The following is a 23,296-nucleotide window of genomic DNA, read 5'->3' as shown; positions in this document are numbered from 1 at the left end:
CGCTATATCAGCACAATCCCGTTGCCTGCTCCGATTCTGTCTGCCCCGGCCTCAATCATGGCCGCAGCATCCTCCGGCGTACGGATACCGCCGCTGGCCTTTACCCTGGCACTTTCTCCAACCGTCCTGCGCATCAGCGCCACATCAGCTGCCGTTGCCCCGCCTGTACTGAATCCGGTGGAGGTTTTCACGAAATCAGCCCCTGCCTTCACTGCCAGCCGGCAGGCTCTTACCTTCTCCTCATCCGTCAGAAGACAGGTTTCTATGATGACCTTTACCACTGCGCCTGCAGAAGCCTTTACCACTGCCCGGATATCCTCCTCCACAAAGGAATCGTCCCCGTCCTTAAGGGCGCCTATGTTGATAACCATATCCACCTCGTCCGCCCCTGCCTTTACAGCCTCTGAGGCTTCAAAGGCCTTTGCTGTGGTAAGCATGGCTCCCAGGGGGAACCCTACCACACAGCAGGTCTTTACCCCGCTTCCCTTTAACTGCTCCGCCACCAGGGGCACAAAGCAGGTATTGACACAGACAGAGGCAAATTTATGTTCCCTTGCCTCGCTGCAGTATCGAATGATGGTATCCTTACCGGCATCTGCCTTCAGCATCGTGTGGTCAATCATGTGTGCAATTCCCATTTTCATTCTCCTTTTCCATTTGAAGCTTATATAGGTTAAAATTGTAATATATATTTTCTGTAACCGGTTACACATCTCAGTAAAAAAATAGAATGGCTTTTGTTCTGTGTGTAACCGGTTACAGATTTGTGCAGAAAACAATCTGACCTAATCGTCAGGTTGTTTTCTTTTGCTCCGACCCTCTCAGGATTACCTGATAAGGAATGGTAATCCGCTTTCCTCTCTGGCGGTTCTTCCCGGAATCCTCAAAGCACTCCTGAAGAAGCCTCATGGCTTCCCGCCCCTGTTCCCTGGCATCCCTGTCCACCACGGATATCCTGTAGTCAATCATCCGCAGGGCATCAATGTCATCAAATCCCATCAGGGAAATATCCCTTCCTATCTTCACCTTGTGTTCCGTCAGATACTTAAGACACCCAAGGGTGGAAAGGTTGTTGGATGTAAAGATGGCTGTGGGCGGTTCCTTCAGTCCCAGAAGCCGTCCGGTGCACTCATATGCCTTGGCAATCTTAAAATCGCCGCAGGCAACATACGCCTCAGGCACAGCCAGCCCGCTGTCCTCCATGGCCTGCATATAGCCCTGGCACCGGTCCTTGCCAGGCTTGGAAGTCTCGGGTCCGGTTATGATGGCAATCCGTTCATGGCCTGCCTTTATTAATTCCATTACCCCGTCATAGGAACCCCTCTGGTTGTCCACAAAAACGCCGTCAAACTGGGCTCCCTTCACATCACGGTCCACCAGCACCACCGGTATGCCGGATTCCTCCAGCCGGAGCAGATTATCCCTGGTAACCGTGTCCGTCTCTGAAATCGGCGTAATGATTACGCCCTTCAGTCTCTGGCTTTCCACGATTTTTAAAAAGTCATGTTCCTTGTCCAATGTCTCATTGGTTCCCAGAAAAACAATATTATAATGATATGTCTCGGCCACCTCGCTGATTCCGCTTATGACCTTGGAGAAAAACTCATTTTCAATATCCGGGATAATGGTTCCCACACTTAAGCTGTCCTGGATACTCAGGCTTCTGGCAATGGCGCTGGGCACATAGTTGTACTCCTCCACTGCCTTAAGCACCTTCTGCCTGGTTTCCTCCTTCACATATCCCGAATTATTGAGGACCCTGGAAATCGTAGCGGAAGAGACACCTGCCCGGCGTGCAATCTCTTTAATGTTCATGGCCCTTTCCCTCTCTTTTTCCTGTAACCGTGCCAGAATAATCTGTAACCGGTTACATATATAATACTACCACAAAGATAAGCAGATGTAAATAGTTTTTATCATTTTTACACAAAAAACAAGCGGTATAAATCCGGAAGATACGCAAAAAGGGTTCCCTTTCCTTATTATAATATCTGCGAAAAGGAACCCTTCTATCATTATGATTCTATCCTGTTTCTGTCAGCACATTTCTATTCCTCGCGTATCATGCTGGACTCCCCTTCTCCGGGCGTCTCTTCCAGCATGGTAAGCACTTCTTCCGCCAGTTTTTTACGGTATTTTACCTCCTGCTCCTTTGGCAGGGACGGATTGCCAAACACATGGAGTACGCTGTTGCCGCGGAATATCCGGTGGGAACCAATGCCCTCTGCAATCTTAGTCAAATTGGTAACCTGCACAATAGGTATTCCAGCCCTTTCGATTTCTTTTGTCATCACTGCACCGCAGCGAGAGCTGGTCCCTCAGGTGCTGGTAAGTATGACCGCATCAATATTCTGGTCCTTCAGGCTCTTTGCAATCTCCTCACCAAACTTTTTCCCCATCTCCATGGGAGTCATGACACCGGCCGTGGTATAATAGGTGTCCAGAAGGCTTCCTATCTTTCCTTCCTTCTCAAGGGCACGCATTGCGTCCACAGGTACCAGGCGGTTGGGGTCGTCCAATACAAACGCATTGTTATATCCCTGGTGGCTGACCTCATAATCAGATGCATCCAGGTGGTCTGTATCCCCGAAATTATAAGATTTAAAATACTTGGAGTTGGTGGGAACCATATGGTCCGGATTCCCCTTGGGAACCAGGCCTCCGTCCGTAACCAACGCAATTCTTGCTTCACTCAGCGGCTTTTCCAGAACCGGAACCGGAATCTCTTCATGGTTCGGCATGACCACCTCGGTTCTGAAATTCTGATGGAAATATTTGTTGAGAAGCATGTTTATGCCCCTGGTACTTGCAGGTGTGCCATAATCAATATCTACGGCAGGACCAGAACCAAAGTATCCTTCTGTCTTTCCATCACTGATAAAACCGCCCTCCGCCAAACGAGATGCAAAACCAGCCAGTCGTTCCAGTGCCTCCTTCATCTTAGCCGCATTGTTTTCAGTCTGCAGGATATAGGCCCTGTCCTTGTAGAGGTCTGTGCCCGGATTTTCCGTATATAGGCCGGTGACTGCAGGTATTTTAAGCCGTTCAGTAACAACTGCCGTAGTGGCTCCGCAGGCCAGACCGTACCGCCCTGCGTTGAATCCGGGGCCGGCTATGTACATCTGGGCATTGTATTTTTCCACAATGTCAGCAACCTCATTTGACACGTTCTCAATATTCTCAGCAATAAAATTGTCACCGCAAATAATAGTTGCAACTATTTTATAGCTGTCTCCCAATGCTGACTGCAGATACAGCCCGGGGCCAACGGGTTCTTCTTTTACCACGATTCCCATGCTGGCGGTGTCTTCCCCGCCATATCCGCCATAAAACTGGTTGATATAGTGAACCACACGAATCTTATCAGACATTTCTTCTCCCTCCTGTTTACATAGTGTCCGGGACATCCGGCAAATCGCTGTCTGTTGTCACATAACAATCACCCAGCTGAGACCAGATTCCCTGATAAGCGAAGTTTGTTGTGTGTGTAAATGGTCCCTCAACATTATATCCCATCAGACTCGGAACACCTGCATCTTTACCAATCACACGGTCCACCTTGGGATGCTGCAGGTCGTAATTCCTTCCGCTGTTTATAACTGCGTCAATCTTAGGGTCAGAGATAACCAGCATATCGCCGGGAACATCATTGGAAACAGCAGACAGATTCATGACGCAAGGCATCCCCATTTTCTGGCACCAGTTAAAGGCCAGGGCCGAATCCAGCTGGCAATGTCCCATGCCGGACTTATTGACAAGAACGCAGTCTGCTTTCAATGTCTCTTTGCACAAGGTGGCCGCCATCATTCCCATGGCATCCTTGCCGTCAATCTTCATCACATTATTGGCAAATACAAGGCCTACGAATTCCAGGTCCTTTCCATGCCTTCTCAGCAGCTCCTTGATGTATGTCTCATTCTGCAGATAGTAATTAGGCTCCCAGTATCTCCATACCATGGCTCCGTCCAGTATCTCAGTGGGCTGGAGAATGATTGGCAAAAAGTTCAGTGCGCTCTGCCCATATACCAGGAAGTTCCATGTATCATGGGAAGCCATATGGGTAACAAGATACGCCACCTTGGGGAGAGGCTTTCCATCAGGCCCCGGTCCTACGGGTCCCAATTCAAAGGTTTCTGTCTCATCCGGTGTAAGGCCGATTCCCAGCTTTGCCAGATATACATTGATTGTCAGGGACGCATATTTTAATGCCTCTGCATAGCTTGCATCGCTTACGCCCTCTGCCGGCGTTGCATCCAGAATCACATGATAATGCTTTGAAAAGTGGGTATATTTGGCGCATGGACCGCCCATATCCATATAATATTTAATATTACACTTTGCATAGTAGATGTCTGATACCACCACGCCCTTAAGAGCAACCGTCCGTCCCTCCCCCATAGGAGCAAGCTTTCCCCAGATACCCGGATAGGAGGTCTCCGGCGCATCCGCCTTGCAGCGGGGCTGCATGATATCATGTATGGCCAGAATGCGGCAGCTCTCCCCAGGCACTGCTATCTTGATATCCAGGTTCCCGAACATCTCACTCTTTACCGTGTCAATCAATTCCTCTTTGTTAATTGTCAGTATCCCATTCTCTAAAACTGTTTTGTCCCCGAACTGAACTTTCTTTACCCTTACATAGTCAATCTGCAATTTTTTGCTCAATTTAAGCACTCCTTTCCTATGTCAAACATGTAATATATTATCATGCATTCTCAGCACTTTTCTTGCCAGGCAGCGTAAATACCAGGACAATTCCAAGCAGCGCAACTACTCCGGCACCGATGAATGCAGTAGAGATACCTACCACCTTTGCAAGCAGGGATGCACCTACGGAGCCCACGCCAAAGCCAATCATGGTGAAAGAGAGGATAACACCCACATTCTTTGTTCCAAACCGGTCTGCTGCAATCGGTGAGAAACAGGCCTGGCAGCCGCCATAAGACAAGCTGAGGAGCCAGAAGCAGAACATATAAAGATTTCCCGTTGCAACTGTCAATAATGCAACCCCTCCAGCTGTAATGAAAAAGGAAATGGCAAATGCTGCCTTACGTCCTATCTTATCACTTAAGGTAGGAATGACGAAGCGTCCGCCAACCTGGCACAATGAGGCAATGCTGACGCCCAGGGTTGCCATGGCTGATGTAAGTCCCTTATCCGCTCCATATGTAACAAAAATCGCACTAAGCAGCAGATAAGCTGGTACCGCACAGAAATATAATCCGGTTATTGTATACAATTCCTTTACATGCAGCGCCTCTTTTAATGTATACTGCTTTTTAGAGCTGACATTGGCTCCGGCAGATACATAATCCTCCATAAATCCGGCCGGAGGTGCCTTCATTGTAATGGTCCCGAATATTCCAACTGCAATGTATACTCCTGAGACTATCATGAACGATTTCATATAACCATAATTTGTAAGCCAGGAGCTTACTATGGGTGAAAATACCGTTGCACTGATTCCCAAAGTGGCAAGCGTGAGCCCGGATGCCAGTCCCTTTTTGTCCGGAAACCACTTTGGCATCAGTGCAACGATAACATTATATACAATGCCGTCTCCGATTCCAAAAAGGCCTCCAAATGTCAAAAACATGCACCAGAACATGTCCGGCGGCAAAACTGCTGAGGCGAACCACCCTAAAAACATAAGCCCATACCCAATAATCAGCACTGTCTTCAAGGACATCTTTCTCTGCATGACGCCTCCGAAAAAGTTTCCCACACAGAACACGGCAATAAAAATCGTGTATGGAAGGCTTGCACTCGCACTTGCCACGGAAAAGTGGTCCATGATATAGGGCTGAAATAAGCTATATGTATAACATATGCCCATAATCAACATGCAAATCATACCGTACACCAGTATCGCCCACCTGTTTGTTTCCTGTTTACCATTCATTCCTCGGTACCCCCATTTCTTTTTCTTTCAGTGTAGTATGGATAACCACCATAATCAATTTACAGACTTGCTACAGTGCGCAAAAATATTACATTATTCACAAAGTGTAATACACTTATTCCGTCAAAGGCATACAATAGTCACATACAGGCCATATGGTAGGACTGCATTAAAAATCCGGCAGAAAACCTCCAAAACGGTGGTTTTCTGCCGGAATATCACGGGTATAACACAGCTGCGCCATCCTCTTACTGGCTTGTCAATGATTCTGCATCATACTTTTCTCAGTCATTTTATTATAGGACATCTCAATCTTTCGTATACTGGCAAGATGGTCGAAATACCGCCCATAATCGTTATTCATGCCATCCCTGACCCAGTCAAAAACAATGCCTACATATGAATAAGCCTCCATACGCGCCATCAGGTTCAGTTCATCACTTGACAGCCTGATTCCTGCCTCTGAATATTGAACACTGAGGTTCATGCGAATCAACTCATAATAAAAATTCTGCAAATAATCCCTCAGGGAATTCTGGCCCACATATTGGAAACAGCTCAGGTAAAAACTCCGGTTTTTATGCAGATACCTGCACAGATTTATAAAACTGTCCTGACACTTGCTGGGGTCATTGAAGGAGTTGACTTCTGCCAATGTTTCTGTATAAAAAATCCAGTTTATCAATTCATATTTATCTTTAAAATGATAATAAAAAGTATTTCGGCTGATATTACAATACTGAACTATATCCTTTACGGAAATCTTGGCTAATGACTTTTTTTTAAGCAGATGTTTGATTGCATCCGCAAATGCCTTTTTAGTTATATCGCTGCTGGACGTTGAACATCTCCTCCTTTGCATTCATTAACTTCAACTTGGTACACACATAGATAAAACAACTGAATAGTTACAAATATATCAATAATATCTATCTATTATATGTCCATTAGCAGCTATTGTCAAATTATAATATTCCTCCTGTCCCCCCGTGTACAACGTGCACAAAATGCATCTTGACATATATTATCGAAATCTATATGATGTAAGAAAGACCGTATTATCATGTTCTACAGAAACAGGTTATAGAAAGCTGGTGATTATGTTTGGATAACAACTCCAAAAACCCATCAATCAAAAATGTTGACTATGCAACTCCTGCCAGCAAACGTGGCATAGACATGCTGCTAGCCAAATATCATAAACAGAATTTCGAGACAGAAGTACCCGCGAAGCCTTTTCAGGAGATACTGATGCCTAACTTGAAAAAGGAACTGGCAAAAGCCAGGATTGCTCTTGTTACAGACGGCGGGCTTGTCCCCAAAGGAAACCCGGATAATCTCAACCCAACAAATTCACAGAAGTTCTGCATGTATTCTCTGAGCGGCAGTGAAATGCTTCTCTCCAAGGACTACGAGGTCAGTCATCAGGGTTATAATACCGAATATATAGAACAGGACCCCAACCGGCTTTTACCCATAGATGCCTTGCGAAGGGCGGAACGTGAGGGTATGATAGGGCGGCTATTTGATATTTTCTACACCACGGCCGGCGTAATGACATCGGTTGAAAACGGTACTGCCCTGGGAGAACGAATTGCCGTATCACTAAGGGACTGCGATGTGGACGCTGTTGTCCTGTCCTCCACCTGCGGGACCAGCACCCGGTGCGGTGCATTGATTGGAAAAGAAATCGAGCGTCTTGGCATACCTGTAATACAGGTGACAAACCTGACTAAGATTGCCGAGAGCGTGGGGGTGAGCCGCATCCTGCGCGGTAATGATATCTGCCATGTTTTCGGGGATCCCAAACTAAGCCTGAAGGAGGAGCGTACCTACCGCTGGCACATGGTCGGCAAAGCTCTGGATTTACTGAAGATAGAGATAGCTCCCAACTGTACGGACAGCATAATATCCGAGTAAAGGAATCATTATGGACAATATATCATTGTATACTGGTGAAGAAATTTACCGCCCCTTCTGGGAAAATGACAGTGCGTTCTTAGAGACTACCCTGGGGTGCAGCTGGCACAAGTGTGCCTTTTGTGACTTTTCCAACGATAAGTTTTCTGTTTTTTCTCTGGGCGACATAGAAAAAAAAGCCGCTATATTAGCGCAGTATTCAACCGGCAAAACCTCTGTCTTCCTTCTGGGTGAGAATCCCTTTGTGATGGACACTCCCAAACTGCTGTCCATCTTTGACATCGTGCATTCCCATATGCCATGGATGGAAGGCATAAGCATGTATGCCAGGTTTGACGACATATTGAGAAAGGACCTGCAGCAGCTTAACGTCCTCATGCGCCGCGGTCTGACCCATCTGTATATTGGTCTGGAAAGCGGATGCAACGAGGTGCTGCGGCTCATGAATAAGGGAATCACGGCCCAGGAGGCGGAAGAGGCCTGTCTGCGCTTACGCCAGGCCGGTATCCCATTTTCCCTCAACGTCATTCCGGGACTGGGCGGGAAAGAATGTTCCGGCCAACATGTGAATGACACAATTGCTTTCCTGAATAAAGTACAGCCTGCAAGGGTATGGTTCATAGGCTTGAGGGTATGGCCTAACACCAGCCTGGCATCTATGTGCAGGGAGGGTACTTTCACCCCTCTCTCGCCTCTTGAACGCCTGGAGGAAGCCCACGATTTGCTCAGTGGCCTGGAGCTGGAACACTGCGCCTTTGCAGATACCACGGTCCTGGACAAATACACCTTCTTAGGACAACTGCCTGACAACAAATACTCTTTGTTGTCCCAGATGCAAAAACTATTAAGCCAGCCTGAAGACCCGCCGGGCATATAGCGGCGCGCTGAAAGGGGGAGACAGCCTGAAGACTGCCTCCCCCTAAATATCTCATTTCATATCTGAACGACCGTATATAACCACACCATCCATCCTTATGCAAAGAAGGATATGATAAGGGCTACCACAAATCCGGTACCGCCCACCAGTGTCTCCATGATGGTCCATGTCTTGAGAGTGGTCTTTTCATCCAGCCCTACCAGTGATTTCACAAGCCAAAAACCAGAGTCATTAAAATGGGAGCAAACCGTTGCGCCTCCTGCTACTGCTGCCGTGACGCAGGCCAGGTACAGAGGGGAAAGGGTTGCAATCTCCGGCATGGCTGCAATGATACCGGCAGCCATGGTCATGGCTACGGTCGCAGAACCCACAGAGATACGCACCAGGGCAGCCACCACAAACGCCACTACCACAATCGGAAGGGATGCTGAGGACACTGCATTGCCAATCACATCACCCAGACCGGAGTTCTGAAGCATGAACCGGAGCACGCCGCCGCAGGCTGTTACCAGGAGAATCAGTCCGGTAGGCTCCAGGGACTTTGTCAGTACCTTTTCCAGCTCCTCATTGCTGTATCCGTGGCGGTACCCCAGAAGAACCATGGCCACAATGGTTGCAATGGTAAGGGCCACAAAGGGCTCGCCCAGAAATCCCAATACAGGCTGTACAGAGGCAAGGGCAGGAACCACCTTTGCAATGGAATTCAGAATGATAAGAACCAATGGAATCAATATGATTCCCACAATTGTCCCGAATTTAGGAAGCTTGGATTCGTCAAAATCCTCCTGGTTTGCAATATGTTCCGGAACCGGAACATCGTACTTATTTCCGCAGATGGTTCCCCATATGGGGCCGGCCACTATCATGGCAAAGATACCGCACACAATGCCTATCATGATGACCCATCCCAGGTCCACGCCCAGCATGGTGGCCACCAGCACCGGACCTGGAGTGGGCGGGATAAATGCGTGGCCTACCGCCAGACCGGCCAGCAGGGGAATGGCGTAAAACAGTGAGGAGCGCTTGGTTCTCTTGGCAAGAGAAAAGGCAAGAGGAATCAGGATGATGAGTCCTGCGTCGAAAAATACGGGCATGGCGATGACAAGACCCGTGATTCCCAGGGCCCAGGCAGCCTTCCTGTCGCCGAATTTCTTCACCATGGTAACGGCCAGCGTCTGGGCGCCTCCTGATATCTCCAATATGGAGCCGAACATGGAACCCAGGCCCACAAGCAGGGCGATTCCCTTAAGTGTACTGCCAATTCCTTCATTGACAGAACTGATGATATCTGCAAACGGCATACCTGCAATCAGGCCGATGGCCACTGCACCGACCAGAATGGAAATCATTGCCTGGACCTTGAATTTGATGATTAAAAGCAGCAGAATTACCAGCCCTGCCAGGGCAGCGATAATCAGTCTGGTTGGGTCCAGAGCTGCAGCAGTCGTTGTTGTCATACTTATTACCCTCCTATAATTTCACACAATATCCCTATTTTCCCTATATGTTTACCTTAATATTTTCCTGCTACGGCAATCAGACCATGTATCCGCCCTTCATCGGGGATACGGCATGTTGGGAATAGATTTTAAGAACACCCTTCTTATACTTGGCCTCCCTGGGTTTCCAGGCCTTCCTGCGCTCTGCAAGAATCCGCTCCACTTCTTCCATAGGAAGCTCCTTCCCCTTTACGCCTATGATTTCCAGTACGCGTTCCGGGATATCAATCCGGATAAGGTCATCCTCTTCCACCAGTGCAATGGGCCCTCCGTCCGCTGCCTCAGGCGATACATGTCCGATGGCCGGTCCCTTGGATGCCCCGGAGAACCTGCCGTCCGTGATAAGGGCTATGGTCTTGCCCAGCTCCGGGTCTGAGGAAATAGCCTCTGTGGTATAGAACATTTCCGGCATTCCCGACCCCTTAGGTCCTTCATACCGGATAAACACAGCATCTCCCGGCTGTATCTTCCTGGAGATGACTGCCTCAATGGCATCCTCCTCGCAGTCAAAGGGTTTTGCCTTCAGGACCGCCTTAAACATTTCCTTGGGAACAGCTGAATGTTTCACCACGGAACCCTCCGGCGCCAGATTTCCTCTTAATATGGCCACGGTTCCGTCTGTTCCAATGGGCTCCTCAAAGGTCCGGATAACATCGGTGCGCTTAAGACCCCATTTTTTCAGGTATCCGTCGCATTTGTCATAAAATCCATTGGCCTTAAGCTCTTCCAGATTCTCTCCCAGAGTCTTTCCTGTAACTGTCATCACATCCAGATGGAGCATGGACTTAATTTCTTCCATCACTGCAGGAACACCGCCTGCATAGTAGAAAAACTGTGCGGGCCACTTCCCGGCAGGCCGGATATCCAGCAGATAGTGGGCGCCTCTGTGCATACGGTCAAATGTGTCGGCGTCAATCTCCAGCCCCAGCTCATGGGCAATAGCAGGGATATGGAGCAGGGAATTGGTGGAGCCGGATATGGCTGCATGCACCATGATAGCATTTTCAAATGATTTCATGGTAACAATATCGCTTACCTTAAGCCCCTTTCTGGCCAGTTCCATAACCTGAAGTCCGGCCTTATAAGCCATTTCCTTCAAATCCTCACAGGTTGCAGGCATCAGCGCAGAGCCAGGGAGCATCAGACCCAGGGATTCGGCCATGACCTGCATGGTGGAGGCAGTACCCATAAAAGAGCAGGCCCCGCAGGATGGACAGGCGTTGTGCTTATAATAGGTGAGTTTCTCTTCTGTAATCTCACCCCTTTGGCACATGGCAGAGTAAGCGCCAATCTGCTCCAGGGTCAAAAGGTCAGGGCCTGCATCCATGACGCCGCCGGTTACCACGATGGACGGCATATCAAGTCTTGCCAGTCCCATCAGACAAGCCGGTACGGATTTGTCACAGCTGGCAATGAACACACCTCCGTCAAATCCAGTGGAATTGCCGTGAATCTCAATCATATTGGCAATCATGTCCCTGTGTGCAAGGGAATAGTTGATGCCGTCATGTCCCTGGGCAATGCCGTCGCATATGTCGGTGGTAAAATATCTGGCTCCCTTTCCGCCTGCATCCGTAATTCCACGCATGGCTTCGTTTACAAACCGGTCCAGATGGGCGCTGCCCGGATGGCTGTCCCCAAATGTACTCTCAACCATAATCTGCGGCTTGTCCAGGTCTTCCACCTTCCACCCCATGCCGATTTTTAACGGGTCGTTCTCCGGTGCCAGCGCTCTTACTCTTTGACTGTTCAGTTCCATAAAATGCCTCCTCTTTCTCTTCACATCTGACGTCTGACTTCTTTGTAGTTTTATAGTAGCATTTCTGGATTATTCTTTCAAGTCATCAGACCTGTTTTCTACTTAATTGTCAAAAGAATTTAGCAAAATTGTGCACTATACACAATTTCGCGCTGCTGAATTTCCAGTATATCCCATTTTTCTTATTTTTTTGCCTTGTGCGTCTTACGTCAGCGTAAAAAGTCGTCAGATGTATTTATTTTCCTCTTTCAATTAACCAAAAAAATACCTATAAGTATAAGTATTCCCTTTTATCTGTTTCCGGGAGATACTTTATCTTATAGGTATTACTGCTTATTGATATTTCTGATTTTTAATGTCACTCATATTTCATATCGCCGATTTCCAATATACCCACCCCTATGCCTCACGCCCATCCTTCATCAGCTGCCGAATCATATTCCTGTTAAAGGTCATATGCATCATCATGGCTGTCTTTGCGCCAATGGGGTCATGCTCTGCAATGGCATCTGTCACTGCCCTGTGGGTCATGATGGTTTCGTCCGTCAGCTTTTTGTGGGTCACATTGACAAACATAAGGACGGCTGTGTCAATAATGGGAATCAGCTGCTCCACCACCTTATTCTTGGAGCATTCGGCCACGCAGGTATGGAAGGCAATATCGTCCTCTATGTAGCTGTCCCCAATCTTTATCTTCCGCTCCACGCTGTCACACAGATTCCGCAGCTTCTCCACGTCCTCCTCTGTTGCATTGAGCGCTGCCATCTCAGCGATTCCCGGCTCCAGGATGATACGGACATTTACCAAATCCAGGGCCAGGGCCATCTTGTCCTCCACTGCGCCCAGGCCCAGGGGGTCCATATCCATGGGCGTGGTGCTGACCACATACGTGCCGGAGCCTCTTCTGACTTCCAGAATTCCTCTGGAAATCAAAAGCTTTACCGCCTCCCGGATAGTACTCCTTCCCACGCTGAACCTGTCTCCCAATTCAAATTCATTGGGAAGTTTAGCGCCTACTGCTATAGGTGTATCCAATATATACTGATATATCTGCTCCTGAACCTGTTCTGCCAGCAGTTTGCTTTTCAGGTTGGACAGTTCTCCTTTGTTGGACTTCTGCATTCTCCTGACTACATCCTTTCCCGGTTATCGCCGTATGCTCTAATGCTACTTATTCTAACATATTTTATACCGGTTTACAAATACATGCACGGCGTTTCGCAGAAAAACAGGCCTGGAAATTACACGGAAACTTAATGTGTACCGACTTCCTCCCTCAGCAAAAACACATTCCCGTCCATATCATAAAACTGGAACATGCTGCCGTAAGGCATCCTCATGATATCCCCGGCCAGGACCCCCCTCTCCTTCATTTCCCTATGGGCGCTTTCAAGGTCCCCGGTGCATAAGATGACAGAAGGGTGGCCCACATTTACTTCAGGATTCTGGGCCTTCATCATTTCTTTGTCATACAGGACAAAGGATGTCCCGCCTCCGTATTCCGGCCCTACCTCCAGCCATTTCTGTCCAGCTCCCATCTGCTGTTCCAGACGCACGATGAATCCCATTTTTTCTGTCCAGAAATCCCTGGCTTCATTCTGATTTTTCACATACAGCGTTATCTTTGCAATGGAGTCAATCATGATTTAATTCCTCATTTCTGCTTTCTCTTTTACCATAAATACTTCCCAATAACTAAATTTTTCATTCGCTGCAAAAAGGAAAAGAAAAAGCAGCAGCTCCCCCGGATATTCCGGAAAAGCTGCCGCAAAAATACCATTTATTTTACTGTATCAGGTGTTATTTACTACTGTACTTATTACATATCTGTACCACCAGACCGCTTAAGGCAAGCAAGGCCATGGCATTGGGTATAACCATCAGACCATTAAAGAAGTCTGCCAAATCCCACACCAGCTCCAGTTTCAGAGCGGAACCGATTATGATACAAGCCACTACCAATAAGGAATAAATCTTTGCTGCACTATCGCCAAATAGATACTTCGCATTGATAAGGCCAAAGAAATGCCAGCCCAGAATCGTAGAAAATGCGAAGAAGAAAAGGCAGACTGCAACGAATACAATACCAAAGGAGCCGAATCCTCTCATGAAAGCTGCCTGTGTAAGAGCAGTACCGTTCTTTCCGGACTCAAGAGCGCCCGTGGTCAGTACGGAAAATACAGTCAGGTTAAGGATTACAAACGTGTCGATGAATACGCTAATCATAGCGCAAAGTCCCTGCTTATGAGGATTCTCCGCAGTAGCCCTTGCATGTGCATGAGGTGTGGAACCCATACCAGCCTCGTTAGAGAAAAGACCTCTGGCAACGCCGAAACGGATGGCTTCTTTTACTGCAATACCTGCGCCTGCGCCTAATACAGCCTGCGGGTCAAATGCTCCTACAAAAATCATCTTAATGGCTGCAGGAACGTTGGCAATATTCATGATAATAAGAATCAGGCTTCCCACAATGTACACGCCTGCCATGATGGGAACTACCTTCTCAACAACGGATGCAAGCCTCTGTGTCCCGCCCAGGAAAACAAATGCTGCAATAGCTGCCACGATAACGCCTATGATGACTGGTGAGATTGTTATGTTAAATGCTCCAAATGCTTCTGTAAATGCAGCTCCGATGGAGTTGGCCTGAACCATGTTGCCCATGAATCCCAGGGCAAGCACAATAAAGATTGCAAATAAGCCCGCCAGGACCTTGCCGAAGGTGCCCTTAAAGGCCGCCTTTATGTAATAAACAGGACCGCCGGTTACCTCACCGTTTACCTCAGTCTTAAAGTTCTGAGCCAGAGTTGCCTCTGCGTAAATGGTTGACATACCAAAGAACGCACTTACCCACATCCAGAAAATAGCGCCAGGTCCGCCTCCTAAAAGAGCCGTGGCAGCGCCTGCCAGGTTACCGGTACCAACCTGGGCTGCAATTGCAGTTGCGATTGACTGGAACGGTGTCATCTCACCCTTTTCGTGCTTCTCACCATTAAGGCTGAGGTGCCCGAATACCAGTTTCCAGCCTTCAGTAAACTTTCTCACCTGGATGAATCTCAGGCGGATTGTGTAGTAGATACCAGTGCCGCACAGAAGAACAATCAACAGAAAACTCCAGAGAAAACTGTTACCTTTTGCTACGAGATTTGTAATAACGTCCATTCCTAATTCCCCCTATACGTTTAATTGGCCGCATACCGCGGCATTTTTATTTGTGCTGATATAATCAGCGCTCCAAGGAGCGGGATGTAAACATACAATAGGGACACCCACCATAGATGGGAAAGTATGCCTCCCTTTTGCCTGTGAGCATGGAAGATTTTATGGACGCTTATATCTGTCCTGCGCTTTCGCGCTCTCACAGAAACTCCCCGGAGTTTCCCTGAATCCTCCAGCATGGTACTAGATTATTCATAAAGAAAAAAACTATACCAGCGCTGTTAGAAAAAGGAATTTTTATAGATTGTTTTTATTTTATCATATTCGACCCTTAAATTCAATAATTATTTATTTAATTTTTATAGAATTTTAGTTAATTTTATATTTTTTTTAAACTTATCTAATTTTCTGCTTGACAAGATATTTTTGTACGTAGGATTGGTTTTAAAATATTTCTTCAACAAAATGCTTTTCGTACATATTCCAGTATTTCTTATATACGAAATCTTCATTGCCGTCAAAATTGAGCTGGTACATCCTGAAAAGCACGGGGAAGTCCTTCGGCTGCCACTGTTCTTCGTATGTATAGCAATACTTCATACCGCAAGCTTTCATCACATTTGCGCTTCTCGGATTATTTCTGTCATGGGTTGCGGTAATATACGGCAGGCCATCCTTTTTCACCTGCTCCACAACAGCTTTGCCCGCTTCGGAAACAATACCCCGATGCCAAAATTCTTTTCGGAGTCCGTAACCGAAATCGTGATGTTCCTCCATATCAACATTAATATAGCCAATGGGAAAATTATCGCTTTTAAGGCAGATTGCATACGCATAAGCCTGCGGCTGGGCATACTTTGCAGCATATCGTTCCATATAAAATTTCTTTGTTTCCTCAATGTCCTTCATGGGATACCAAGGCAAAAATTTGTTGACTTCTTCATCTTTAAGGATAAGGAACAGTGCTTCAATATCTTCTCCTGTAAATTTCCTTAAAATTAAACGTTCTGTTTCTATTTTGGGCGTATTCACAGTATTTCTCCTTTTCAAGCCGGGGTCTTTTTGGTGATTTTCAATCGCAGTCCTGATGATTCCTCTGACAATCGGCCAGATAAAGCTGGCCATTTCCACTTCATCTTCTGGGGTTAGGTCAGTATAGCCGCTTCTAATCAGCCCCATCTTCAATAAATCGCTTGTGGCTCCGGGGGTATGTAAAACCCGCCCTGCTGAATTTGTCGTTCAGCAGGGCGGGTTTGCGCCGTTTCAACGGTTATTCCCACTCAATCGTAGCCGTAGGCTTCGGGCTCAGGTCATAGCACACCCTGTTTACATTCTTGACTTCCTTCAATATACGGTCTGTAATCTTTTGCAGCACATCGTAATCTATGCGCTCAATGGAGGCAGTCATGGCATCCACTGTATTGACTGCTCGAATGATAACAGGGTAATCAAAGCAGCGTGCATTGTCCCTGACTCCAACTGATTTAAAGTCCGGCACAATGGTGAAATACTGCCATACAGTCTTGTCCAGGCCGGCGTTTGCAAATTCTTCACGGAGAATGGCATCTGATTCCCTTACAGCTTCCAGACGCTCTCTGGTTATGGCTCCCAGACAGCGCACGCCTAATCCGGGACCAGGGAAGGGCTGGCGGTATACCATAGCGTGAGGCAGTCCCAGCTCCAGTCCGCAGGCGCGTACCTCGTCCTTAAACAGCTGACGCAGGGGCTCCACCAGGGTAAAGTCCAAATCCTCAGGAAGTCCGCCCACATTGTGATGGGATTTCACCACCTTGGCTGTCTTGGTGCCGCTCTCAACGATGTCCGGGTATATGGTTCCCTGAGCCAGGAATTCAATTCCCTCCAGCTTTCTGGCCTCTTCCTCAAACACGCGGATAAATTCAGCGCCGATGATTTTGCGCTTTTGCTCCGGGTCAGCCACTCCGGCCAGCTTGCCAAGGAAACGGTCCACGGCATCCACATACACCAGATTTGCATCCATCTGGTTCTTAAATACATCGATAACGCTCTCAGACTCTCCTTTTCTCATAAGACCATGATTTACATGGACGCAGGTCAGCTGTTTTCCGATGGCCTTGATAAGCAGGGCAGCTACCACAGAACTGTCCACGCCTCCGGAGAGAGCCAGTAACACCTTCTTATCCCCTACCTGCTGGCGGATTAACTCCACCTGGTCGGAAATGAAGTTCTTCATATTCCAGTTAGCCTGGGCCTTACATGTATCGAACACAAAGGAACGGAGAACCTGAGCGCTGTCAGCCTCATCCCAGCTCTGTATGGAACGCTCACAGGCTGCTGCGGCATGGCCTGCCGCCATTACCGGATATCCTGCCTCATACAGCTCCGGGCGCACATCTATGGGGATTTTGTCCACAACATTGTTAGGGCCGCCGTTGATGATGATTCCCTTAACATTGGGAAGTTCCTTCAGTTCGCTGGCTGTGATGTCGTGGGGATAAATCTCACTGTACACCCCCATCTCCCTGATGTCCCTGGCCAGTTTTGTGTTTTCTGTGCTTCCCAGGTCAAGAATTACAATCATATCCTGTTTCATCTTCTGCCTCCTAAATTATTAGAAATTTAAAATGTCCTGCTTAATTCTCGTTTTAGCCGAAACGCCGGTACTTTTATCCATACCGTACCCTGCCCTGCGGGTTTACCCGGGCAGCTCTCCCAGATATGCCAGCACCGCCCTCAGACAGCCGTCCACCCCTGTCAGTCCGCTGTCCAGACATAAGTGGTAGTTCTGGGCCCGGCCCCATGTGTTGCCGGTGTAATACTGGTAATACTCCTTGCGTTTCCGGTCCACCTCCCGGATACGGCGCTCCATCTCCTTCTCATCAGACCCTGGTTCCAGGACAAGCATACGCTTTATCCGTTCCCTCATCTTAGAGTAGATAAACAGGTTAATGCTGTCATCCAGAATCATGTCTGCACACCGTCCCACAATAACACATGGACCGTGGGCAGCCAGCCTGCGGATGACATTGGACTGGGCCACAAAAATCTGGTCCGACATGGGAACCTTGTAGATGTCAGAAAAAGCATGGTAATACTGCCTGTCTAACGGGTCGTGAATCACAATATGCTCATCGTAATTCTGGAATGCCTCTTCTGCAATATTGATATCGTCCGCAGCCATGGAGATTAACTCCTTGTCGTAAAACGGGATGTCCAGCTTTTCAGCCAGCTTTACCCCCAGTTCACGGCCTCCGCTTCCGAATTCGCGGCTTACTGTTATGACCTTATCCATTAAGCACCGCCCCTTTCCTTTGGTTGGTTTGTTTTGGGTAGGATGAGTTCCGGCCGGTCCGGGCCGCTGTACACCGCTCATTGCCTACTTGGACATTATACCACAATTACCCATTATTTCCTATGCTTAATATCTCTCATGACCTTAAATATCTGTATCAGCACCGTAGGTACTGCGGCCAGGAGACAGACATCTATTATCTGGCTTTGGGTCAGCGGTGTTACGGAAAACAGGTTCTGCATAAACGGAACGAACATGACAATGCCCAGCAGGACTACGCCGGCTGCAAACGCTCCCAGGCTGTACCAATTAGAAGAAAAGCCCAGCTTGAATATATTGTGCTTGCTGCGGCAGTTAAATCCATGGAACAGACGGGCCAGGGTCAGGGTTGCAAAGGCCATGGTGCTGGCTGTGGCTGCGCTGCCGCTTCTAAGGCCTGTGTGGAAGGCAATCATGGTACAGACAGCTATGATTCCGCCCTGTGTCAGGATGGTAGTCATGAAATCCTTTGTCAGAATGCCTGTTTTCGGGTTTCTGGGCGCCTCTGACAATAAATCCTTCTCAGCCGGCTCCATACCGATTGCTATGGCCGGAAGAGAATCCGTCAGCAGGTTGATAAACAGCAGGTGCACCGGCGCAAAGGGTACAGGCAGGGCTGCCAGGGATGTGTACAATACCGAAAGGATACCGGCCATGTTGCCTGACAGCAGGAACTTGATGGCGTTCTTTATGTTACGGTATACGTTGCGCCCATTGGCCACAGCCTTGATAATGGTTGCAAAATTGTCATCTGTCAGTATCATGGCCGCCGCGTCCTTGGAGACCTCGGTGCCGGTGATGCCCATGGCCACTCCGATGTCCGCCTTTTTAAGGGCAGGCGCATCATTGACCCCGTCGCCGGTCATGGCCGTGATGGAGCCGCGTCTCTGCCATGCATCCACAATACGGATTTTATTCTCAGGCGAGACCCTGGCATAGACGGATATATCCGTAATCCTGCGGTCCAGCTCTTCCTCCGGCATGGCGTCCAGTTCACGGCCCGTCATGGCAATATCCCCATCCTCAAAAATGCCAATCTGCTTTGCAATGGCTGTGGCGGTTATCTTATGGTCGCCGGTTATCATGACCGGCTTGATTCCGGCCCGCTTGGCGTCTGCAACCGCTGCCTTAGACTCCTCCCTCGGGGGGTCCATCATGGAAATCAGGCCCAGGAAAATAAAGTCATTTTCATTGTCCAGGGACAGGGTGTAATCTTCGGGAACTTCCTTATAACCAAAGGCCAGTACCCTTAAGCCCTCCTGGGAGAACTCCAGATTCTTCTGAAGGATGGCGTCCCTGTCCTCCTGGGTGATGTCGCGGATTCCCTCCTCCATGCGGATTTTCACGGTGCGGTCCAGAAGCACATCCAGGGCGCCCTTGGTAAGTACGGTGGGCACATCGTGAAGCTCATACTTGGTGCTCATGAGCTTCCGGTCTGAGTCAAAGGGTATCTCCTCCAGACGGGGCATCAGCTCCCTGAGCAGGTTTTCGTCCACAGTTGCCTTTCTTCCCATTTCCACCAGGGCAAACTCAGTGGGGTCCCCTATACCTTTTCCGTCCACAATGGAGGAATCGTTGGTAAGTATGGCATCGTAGAGAAGATAACGGTGAAGCTGGTTCTTCAGGTTCAGCTGGTCTATGGTAATGGTCTGTCCATTGGTGTAGATATTCTGTACCGTCATTTTATTCTGGGTCAGGGTACCGGTCTTGTCTGAACAGATAACAGAGACGCAGCCCAGGCTCTCCACAGCCTTCAGTTCCTTGATGATGGCATGTTCCTTGGCCATTTTCTGGGTACCCATGGCCTGTACTATGGTCACAATGGAGCTGAGCGCCTCAGGTATGGCTGCCACTGCCAGGGCCACCGCAAACATCAGGGAATCCAGCACAGGCATCTTGCGGTACAGGCTCAGCAGGAACACGAGGGCGCATATGACCATGATGGCCATAGCAAGACGGCTGCCGAACTGGTCCAGGCTGACCTGCAGCGGAGTCTTTTTTTCCTTGGTGGCATTCATAAGAGCAGCTATTTTGCCGATTTCCGTATCCATGCCCGTGGAGGTTACCAGCACCACCGCCCGTCCGTAGGTCACCAGGCCGCTGGAATATACCATGTTGGCCCGGTCAGCCAGGGCGCAGTCGGTGTGAAGGGTACCGTCGCTCTTATCCACATTGGTGGACTCTCCGGTCAGGGAGCTTTCGTTGACCTGGAGGGAATAATTTTCCAAAATCCTTCCGTCGGCCACCACCAGGTCGCCTGCTTCCAGATACAGGATATCGCCCGGAACCACCTTGGCAGACGGGATTTCCACCTTCTGTCCGTCCCTCAGCACCTTGGCATTGGGAGATGACAGGGATTTCAGGCTGTCCAGGGATTTCTCTGCCTTTGCATGCTGTACTGTTCCCAGGATGGCGTTAAGGATGATGACGGCCAGAATGACCACCGTACTCTCCGCATTGCCCGACACCATGGAAATAAGGGCTGCAATCACCAGGATTACCACCAGCAGGTCGCAGAACTGCTCTAAAAATACCTGCAGGGTGCTTTTGCGCTTTCCCTCTTCCAGGACATTTTCTCCCTTTTCAGCCAGGATTTCCTCTGCCCGCGAAGAGGTCAGCCCCTGTTCCGTTACCTGAAACTGGCTGAGTATTTCCTCTTTTGTCTGTTGATACCATTCTTTCATGTACTTTCCTCCTCATTATTGAGTACTTAGTCTCTATTATGCGCGTATCCCTGCGCCAAAATGCCCGGAGCACAGCAGAAAACAATTATCTGCTCTGTTCCTTTGCCAGGAAACCCACAAAAAAAGACTTCTATGGATGGCTGCCAGGATATGTAACATATCTGCAAACCACGCATAAAAGTCTTGTAACCGTAAAGGCATATATTGCCAGGTTCCGGTGGAACCGAGGTTGTTGACAATATATCTAAACTACTCCCTTTCGAGCTGTTCCGCATTCATTATGAATTTTCATTGAGTTTATCCTTTTTTTTCGGAAATGTCAAGGGGGTTTTAAAAATTTAATGAATGTATCCGCTTAAGGCTGGGCATGGAACCAGAACAGGGTGAGGGGTTCCCCGCTGTCCGCGCTCTTCATCTGGTGAGGCATACCTTCAGGCGCTATAAATGCAGTTCCTTGTTCCACGAAAAATTCCTCTTCCCCGATTTTGGCCCATCCCTGTCCTGACAGGACCATGAAGCCCTCCTGGTCCTCATGGACTGCTGGCGGCGTATACTCTGTGCGGGAATAATAGCTGATTCCGGCGCAGCAGCCGTTGGTACAGCCCTGTTTCTCTCCCAAAAGGGGAAAGGAACCGTGGCCATTTCCTGCCGCAATTTCGTTTACATCCTGCTTTCTCTGATAATAAGCCATGTTCCTCTCCCTGATTAGTGGAATACTTCCACCTCAAAACCAACGATTTCGCCCAGCTCCTGTAATTCCTTTACATGATTGCCGTAAATAATGGCCTGGTGATGTCCGTAACCGCCCTTTGCCAATGCCTGGCGGAACTCCCTGGCTCCGCCCTCTACCTCGTAATACACAGCAGGACTGCAGTATACGGGGCGGAACTCGCATCCCAGTGTATGGCCGACAGTCACCATCATCTTGGTTCCCTGACGGTTAAACCGGCCAAATGTAACCACCTGTCCGTCCTCCTCTGCCATATCCACATGGTAATGGGCGCCCCAGCCCTGGGTGGTAAAATGCGCCAGCTCATAGCTCTGCTCCGGCTGGTCAAAACCCCGCATCCTGCGCACCGGCACAGCGTGGTGGATTTCCAGCACATCGTGGTCAAATACCTGGCCGGGCTGTGTCAGAAGCTTAGGCATTCCCAGCTGTTCCAGGGTCTTGCTCCCTGCCAGCACCAGCACCGGATTCCCCATGAACACGCTCTGGCGTGTCAGGTACATCATCATCATCATGGCCATCCATACAGCCAGGTCCTCCTCACATGCAGACGGAATCCTGTCATCCTTATTCAGGGAATGGGTAATACAGGGAACACATTTATTCTTCTGGGGCAGCCGGCTTGCACACAGCTCCTTGCACGGGGTGGTGAATGCATTGCAGTCATAGCGCTCCATCATGCTGCGCACCGCATGGAAATACCTCAGGTCGTTGCACAGGTATTCCTCTGTGATATCCACTTTATCCGCCCCTTCCATCAGAGCCCTGGCCTCCTGATGGATTCCCTCGTCAGCCGGTATCTCATCAAAATAGTTAAACACCTGCCTGAAGTCAATGCGGTTATGGCGGATGCCGTACCGTGTAAACAGGCTTACCAGGTCGCAGCAGCTGGTATTAACCGACGCCGGCGTCTGCTCGGAATTGGACAGAATCAGTATTTTTGTGCTGGCAACCGCCTTACGCACCTGGAGGCAGGTCAGAAGGCGGTTGTACTCCTCGTAGTCATGGGCCATATATGCCTCAAGTCCGATATCCCTGTAATAACCCACAAGGTCGATGGGGGTAGGCCCCAGATTAATCATGGAAATGGGCTTGTTCAAACGCTCAATTCCGGGTACGCGGTATGTAATCAGATACAAATCCACCTGATGGTTTTCAGGCATCAGCTTGTCAAACTCAGAATCCCGCATCACAAAGCTCTCGTCAAATTCCAGGTAGGCCGGCTCCATCAGATGGCAGCGGGTCAAATCCAGGTTGTTCTGTAATTCCTCGTACCAGATTTTAAACTGTTCCTTTCCTACCCTGCGTTCAAACTCCGGCGTCCCCTCTTCCATGGGACCTACCCGGCAAGGGCCTTCCCACCAGTCAGTGTGTACCAGATTGCTGAAAATCGGTTTTAAGTTAACTTTAACGTCCATTGCATACTTCATGATTGTTTTCTCCTTTTATACCTTTTTCA

At 48.7% G+C, this 23,296-nt stretch carries 19 protein-coding genes; 2 read left to right on the top strand and 17 right to left on the bottom strand.

Going from position 1 to position 23,296, the window contains the following annotated elements:
- Positions 1–2: 2 nt before the first annotated feature.
- The 6 genes from deoC to FGS84_RS23890 all read right to left on the bottom strand — a co-directional run bounded on the left by deoC (position 3) and on the right by FGS84_RS23890 (position 6,557).
- A complete protein-coding gene (gene deoC, locus FGS84_RS23920) occupies positions 3–638 on the bottom strand; it encodes a deoxyribose-phosphate aldolase (protein WP_138310826.1) in 636 nt (211 codons plus the stop codon).
- A gap of 154 nt (positions 639–792) precedes the next feature.
- Positions 793–1,815, bottom strand: a complete 1,023-nt coding sequence (locus tag FGS84_RS23915) for a LacI family DNA-binding transcriptional regulator (RefSeq protein ID WP_138310825.1) — start codon at positions 1,813–1,815, stop codon at positions 793–795.
- A 233-nt stretch (positions 1,816–2,048) separates the two neighbouring features.
- Positions 2,049–3,371, bottom strand: coding sequence for a glycine/betaine/sarcosine/D-proline family reductase selenoprotein B (locus tag FGS84_RS23905; protein ID WP_227146376.1), 1,323 nt, complete (start codon positions 3,369–3,371; stop codon positions 2,049–2,051).
- Between the two features lie 16 nt (positions 3,372–3,387).
- Positions 3,388–4,665: a glycine/sarcosine/betaine reductase component B subunit gene (locus tag FGS84_RS23900; protein ID WP_138310822.1), complete on the bottom strand. Its 1,278-nt coding sequence runs from the start codon at positions 4,663–4,665 to the stop codon at positions 3,388–3,390.
- 40 nt (positions 4,666–4,705) lie between these two features.
- Complete coding sequence (locus FGS84_RS23895) at positions 4,706–5,902, bottom strand: MFS transporter (protein ID WP_138310821.1); 1,197 nt, start codon at positions 5,900–5,902, stop codon at positions 4,706–4,708.
- A gap of 259 nt (positions 5,903–6,161) precedes the next feature.
- Positions 6,162–6,557, bottom strand: coding sequence for a TetR-like C-terminal domain-containing protein (locus FGS84_RS23890; protein ID WP_243130062.1), 396 nt, complete (start codon positions 6,555–6,557; stop codon positions 6,162–6,164).
- 449 nt (positions 6,558–7,006) lie between these two features.
- On the opposite strand from FGS84_RS23890, the gene FGS84_RS23885 reads away from it, so the two are divergent.
- Together FGS84_RS23885 and FGS84_RS23880 are read left to right on the top strand one after the other, a co-directional pair.
- Positions 7,007–7,822: a glycine/betaine/sarcosine/D-proline family reductase selenoprotein B gene (locus tag FGS84_RS23885; RefSeq protein ID WP_227146373.1), complete on the top strand. Its 816-nt coding sequence runs from the start codon at positions 7,007–7,009 to the stop codon at positions 7,820–7,822.
- Positions 7,823–7,832: 10 nt separating this feature from the next.
- Entirely contained in the window at positions 7,833–8,699 is an 867-nt protein-coding gene (locus tag FGS84_RS23880; protein WP_207739999.1) for a radical SAM protein, read from the top strand.
- A gap of 95 nt (positions 8,700–8,794) precedes the next feature.
- Here the strand turns inward: FGS84_RS23880 and FGS84_RS23875 are convergent, their stop codons facing one another.
- From FGS84_RS23875 to FGS84_RS31640, 11 genes are all read right to left on the bottom strand, one after another.
- The gene (locus FGS84_RS23875; protein ID WP_138310818.1) at positions 8,795–10,156 is read right to left on the bottom strand and encodes a gluconate:H+ symporter; all 1,362 of its coding nucleotides are present in this window, start codon (positions 10,154–10,156) and stop codon (positions 8,795–8,797) included.
- Positions 10,157–10,235: 79 nt separating this feature from the next.
- Complete coding sequence (gene ilvD, locus FGS84_RS23870) at positions 10,236–11,951, bottom strand: dihydroxy-acid dehydratase (protein WP_347563882.1); 1,716 nt, start codon at positions 11,949–11,951, stop codon at positions 10,236–10,238.
- A 405-nt stretch (positions 11,952–12,356) separates the two neighbouring features.
- Complete coding sequence (locus FGS84_RS23865; protein ID WP_138310816.1) at positions 12,357–13,079, bottom strand: FadR/GntR family transcriptional regulator; 723 nt, start codon at positions 13,077–13,079, stop codon at positions 12,357–12,359.
- A 131-nt stretch (positions 13,080–13,210) separates the two neighbouring features.
- Positions 13,211–13,600: a VOC family protein gene (locus FGS84_RS23860; RefSeq protein ID WP_138310815.1), complete on the bottom strand. Its 390-nt coding sequence runs from the start codon at positions 13,598–13,600 to the stop codon at positions 13,211–13,213.
- Positions 13,601–13,757: 157 nt separating this feature from the next.
- Positions 13,758–15,119, bottom strand: coding sequence for a sodium:alanine symporter family protein (locus tag FGS84_RS23855; RefSeq protein WP_138310814.1), 1,362 nt, complete (start codon positions 15,117–15,119; stop codon positions 13,758–13,760).
- Between the two features lie 441 nt (positions 15,120–15,560).
- Positions 15,561–16,295 carry a GNAT family N-acetyltransferase gene (locus FGS84_RS23850; protein WP_330640712.1) on the bottom strand — a complete coding sequence of 245 codons (735 nt, stop codon included), beginning with the start codon at positions 16,293–16,295 and terminating at the stop codon, positions 15,561–15,563.
- A 91-nt stretch (positions 16,296–16,386) separates the two neighbouring features.
- Positions 16,387–17,688, bottom strand: a complete 1,302-nt coding sequence (gene guaA, locus FGS84_RS23845) for a glutamine-hydrolyzing GMP synthase (RefSeq protein ID WP_138310813.1) — start codon at positions 17,686–17,688, stop codon at positions 16,387–16,389.
- Between the two features lie 102 nt (positions 17,689–17,790).
- Positions 17,791–18,387 carry a cytidylate kinase-like family protein gene (locus FGS84_RS23840; protein ID WP_138310812.1) on the bottom strand — a complete coding sequence of 199 codons (597 nt, stop codon included), beginning with the start codon at positions 18,385–18,387 and terminating at the stop codon, positions 17,791–17,793.
- Positions 18,388–18,500: 113 nt separating this feature from the next.
- Entirely contained in the window at positions 18,501–21,110 is a 2,610-nt protein-coding gene (locus FGS84_RS23835) for a cation-translocating P-type ATPase (RefSeq protein ID WP_138310811.1), read from the bottom strand.
- Between the two features lie 355 nt (positions 21,111–21,465).
- The gene (locus FGS84_RS23830) at positions 21,466–21,801 is read right to left on the bottom strand and encodes a cupin domain-containing protein (RefSeq protein WP_138310810.1); all 336 of its coding nucleotides are present in this window, start codon (positions 21,799–21,801) and stop codon (positions 21,466–21,468) included.
- 14 nt (positions 21,802–21,815) lie between these two features.
- Positions 21,816–23,267 carry a hypothetical protein gene (locus FGS84_RS31640; RefSeq protein ID WP_207739998.1) on the bottom strand — a complete coding sequence of 484 codons (1,452 nt, stop codon included), beginning with the start codon at positions 23,265–23,267 and terminating at the stop codon, positions 21,816–21,818.
- Between the last annotated feature and the right edge of the window lie 29 nt (positions 23,268–23,296).

The organism is Clostridium sp. 1001271st1 H5 (genome assembly GCF_005845215.1).
Lineage (GTDB): Bacteria > Bacillota > Clostridia > Lachnospirales > Lachnospiraceae > Enterocloster.
The sequence above is the reverse complement of the archived record's forward strand: the minus strand, read 5'-3'. Positions and strand labels throughout refer to the sequence as shown.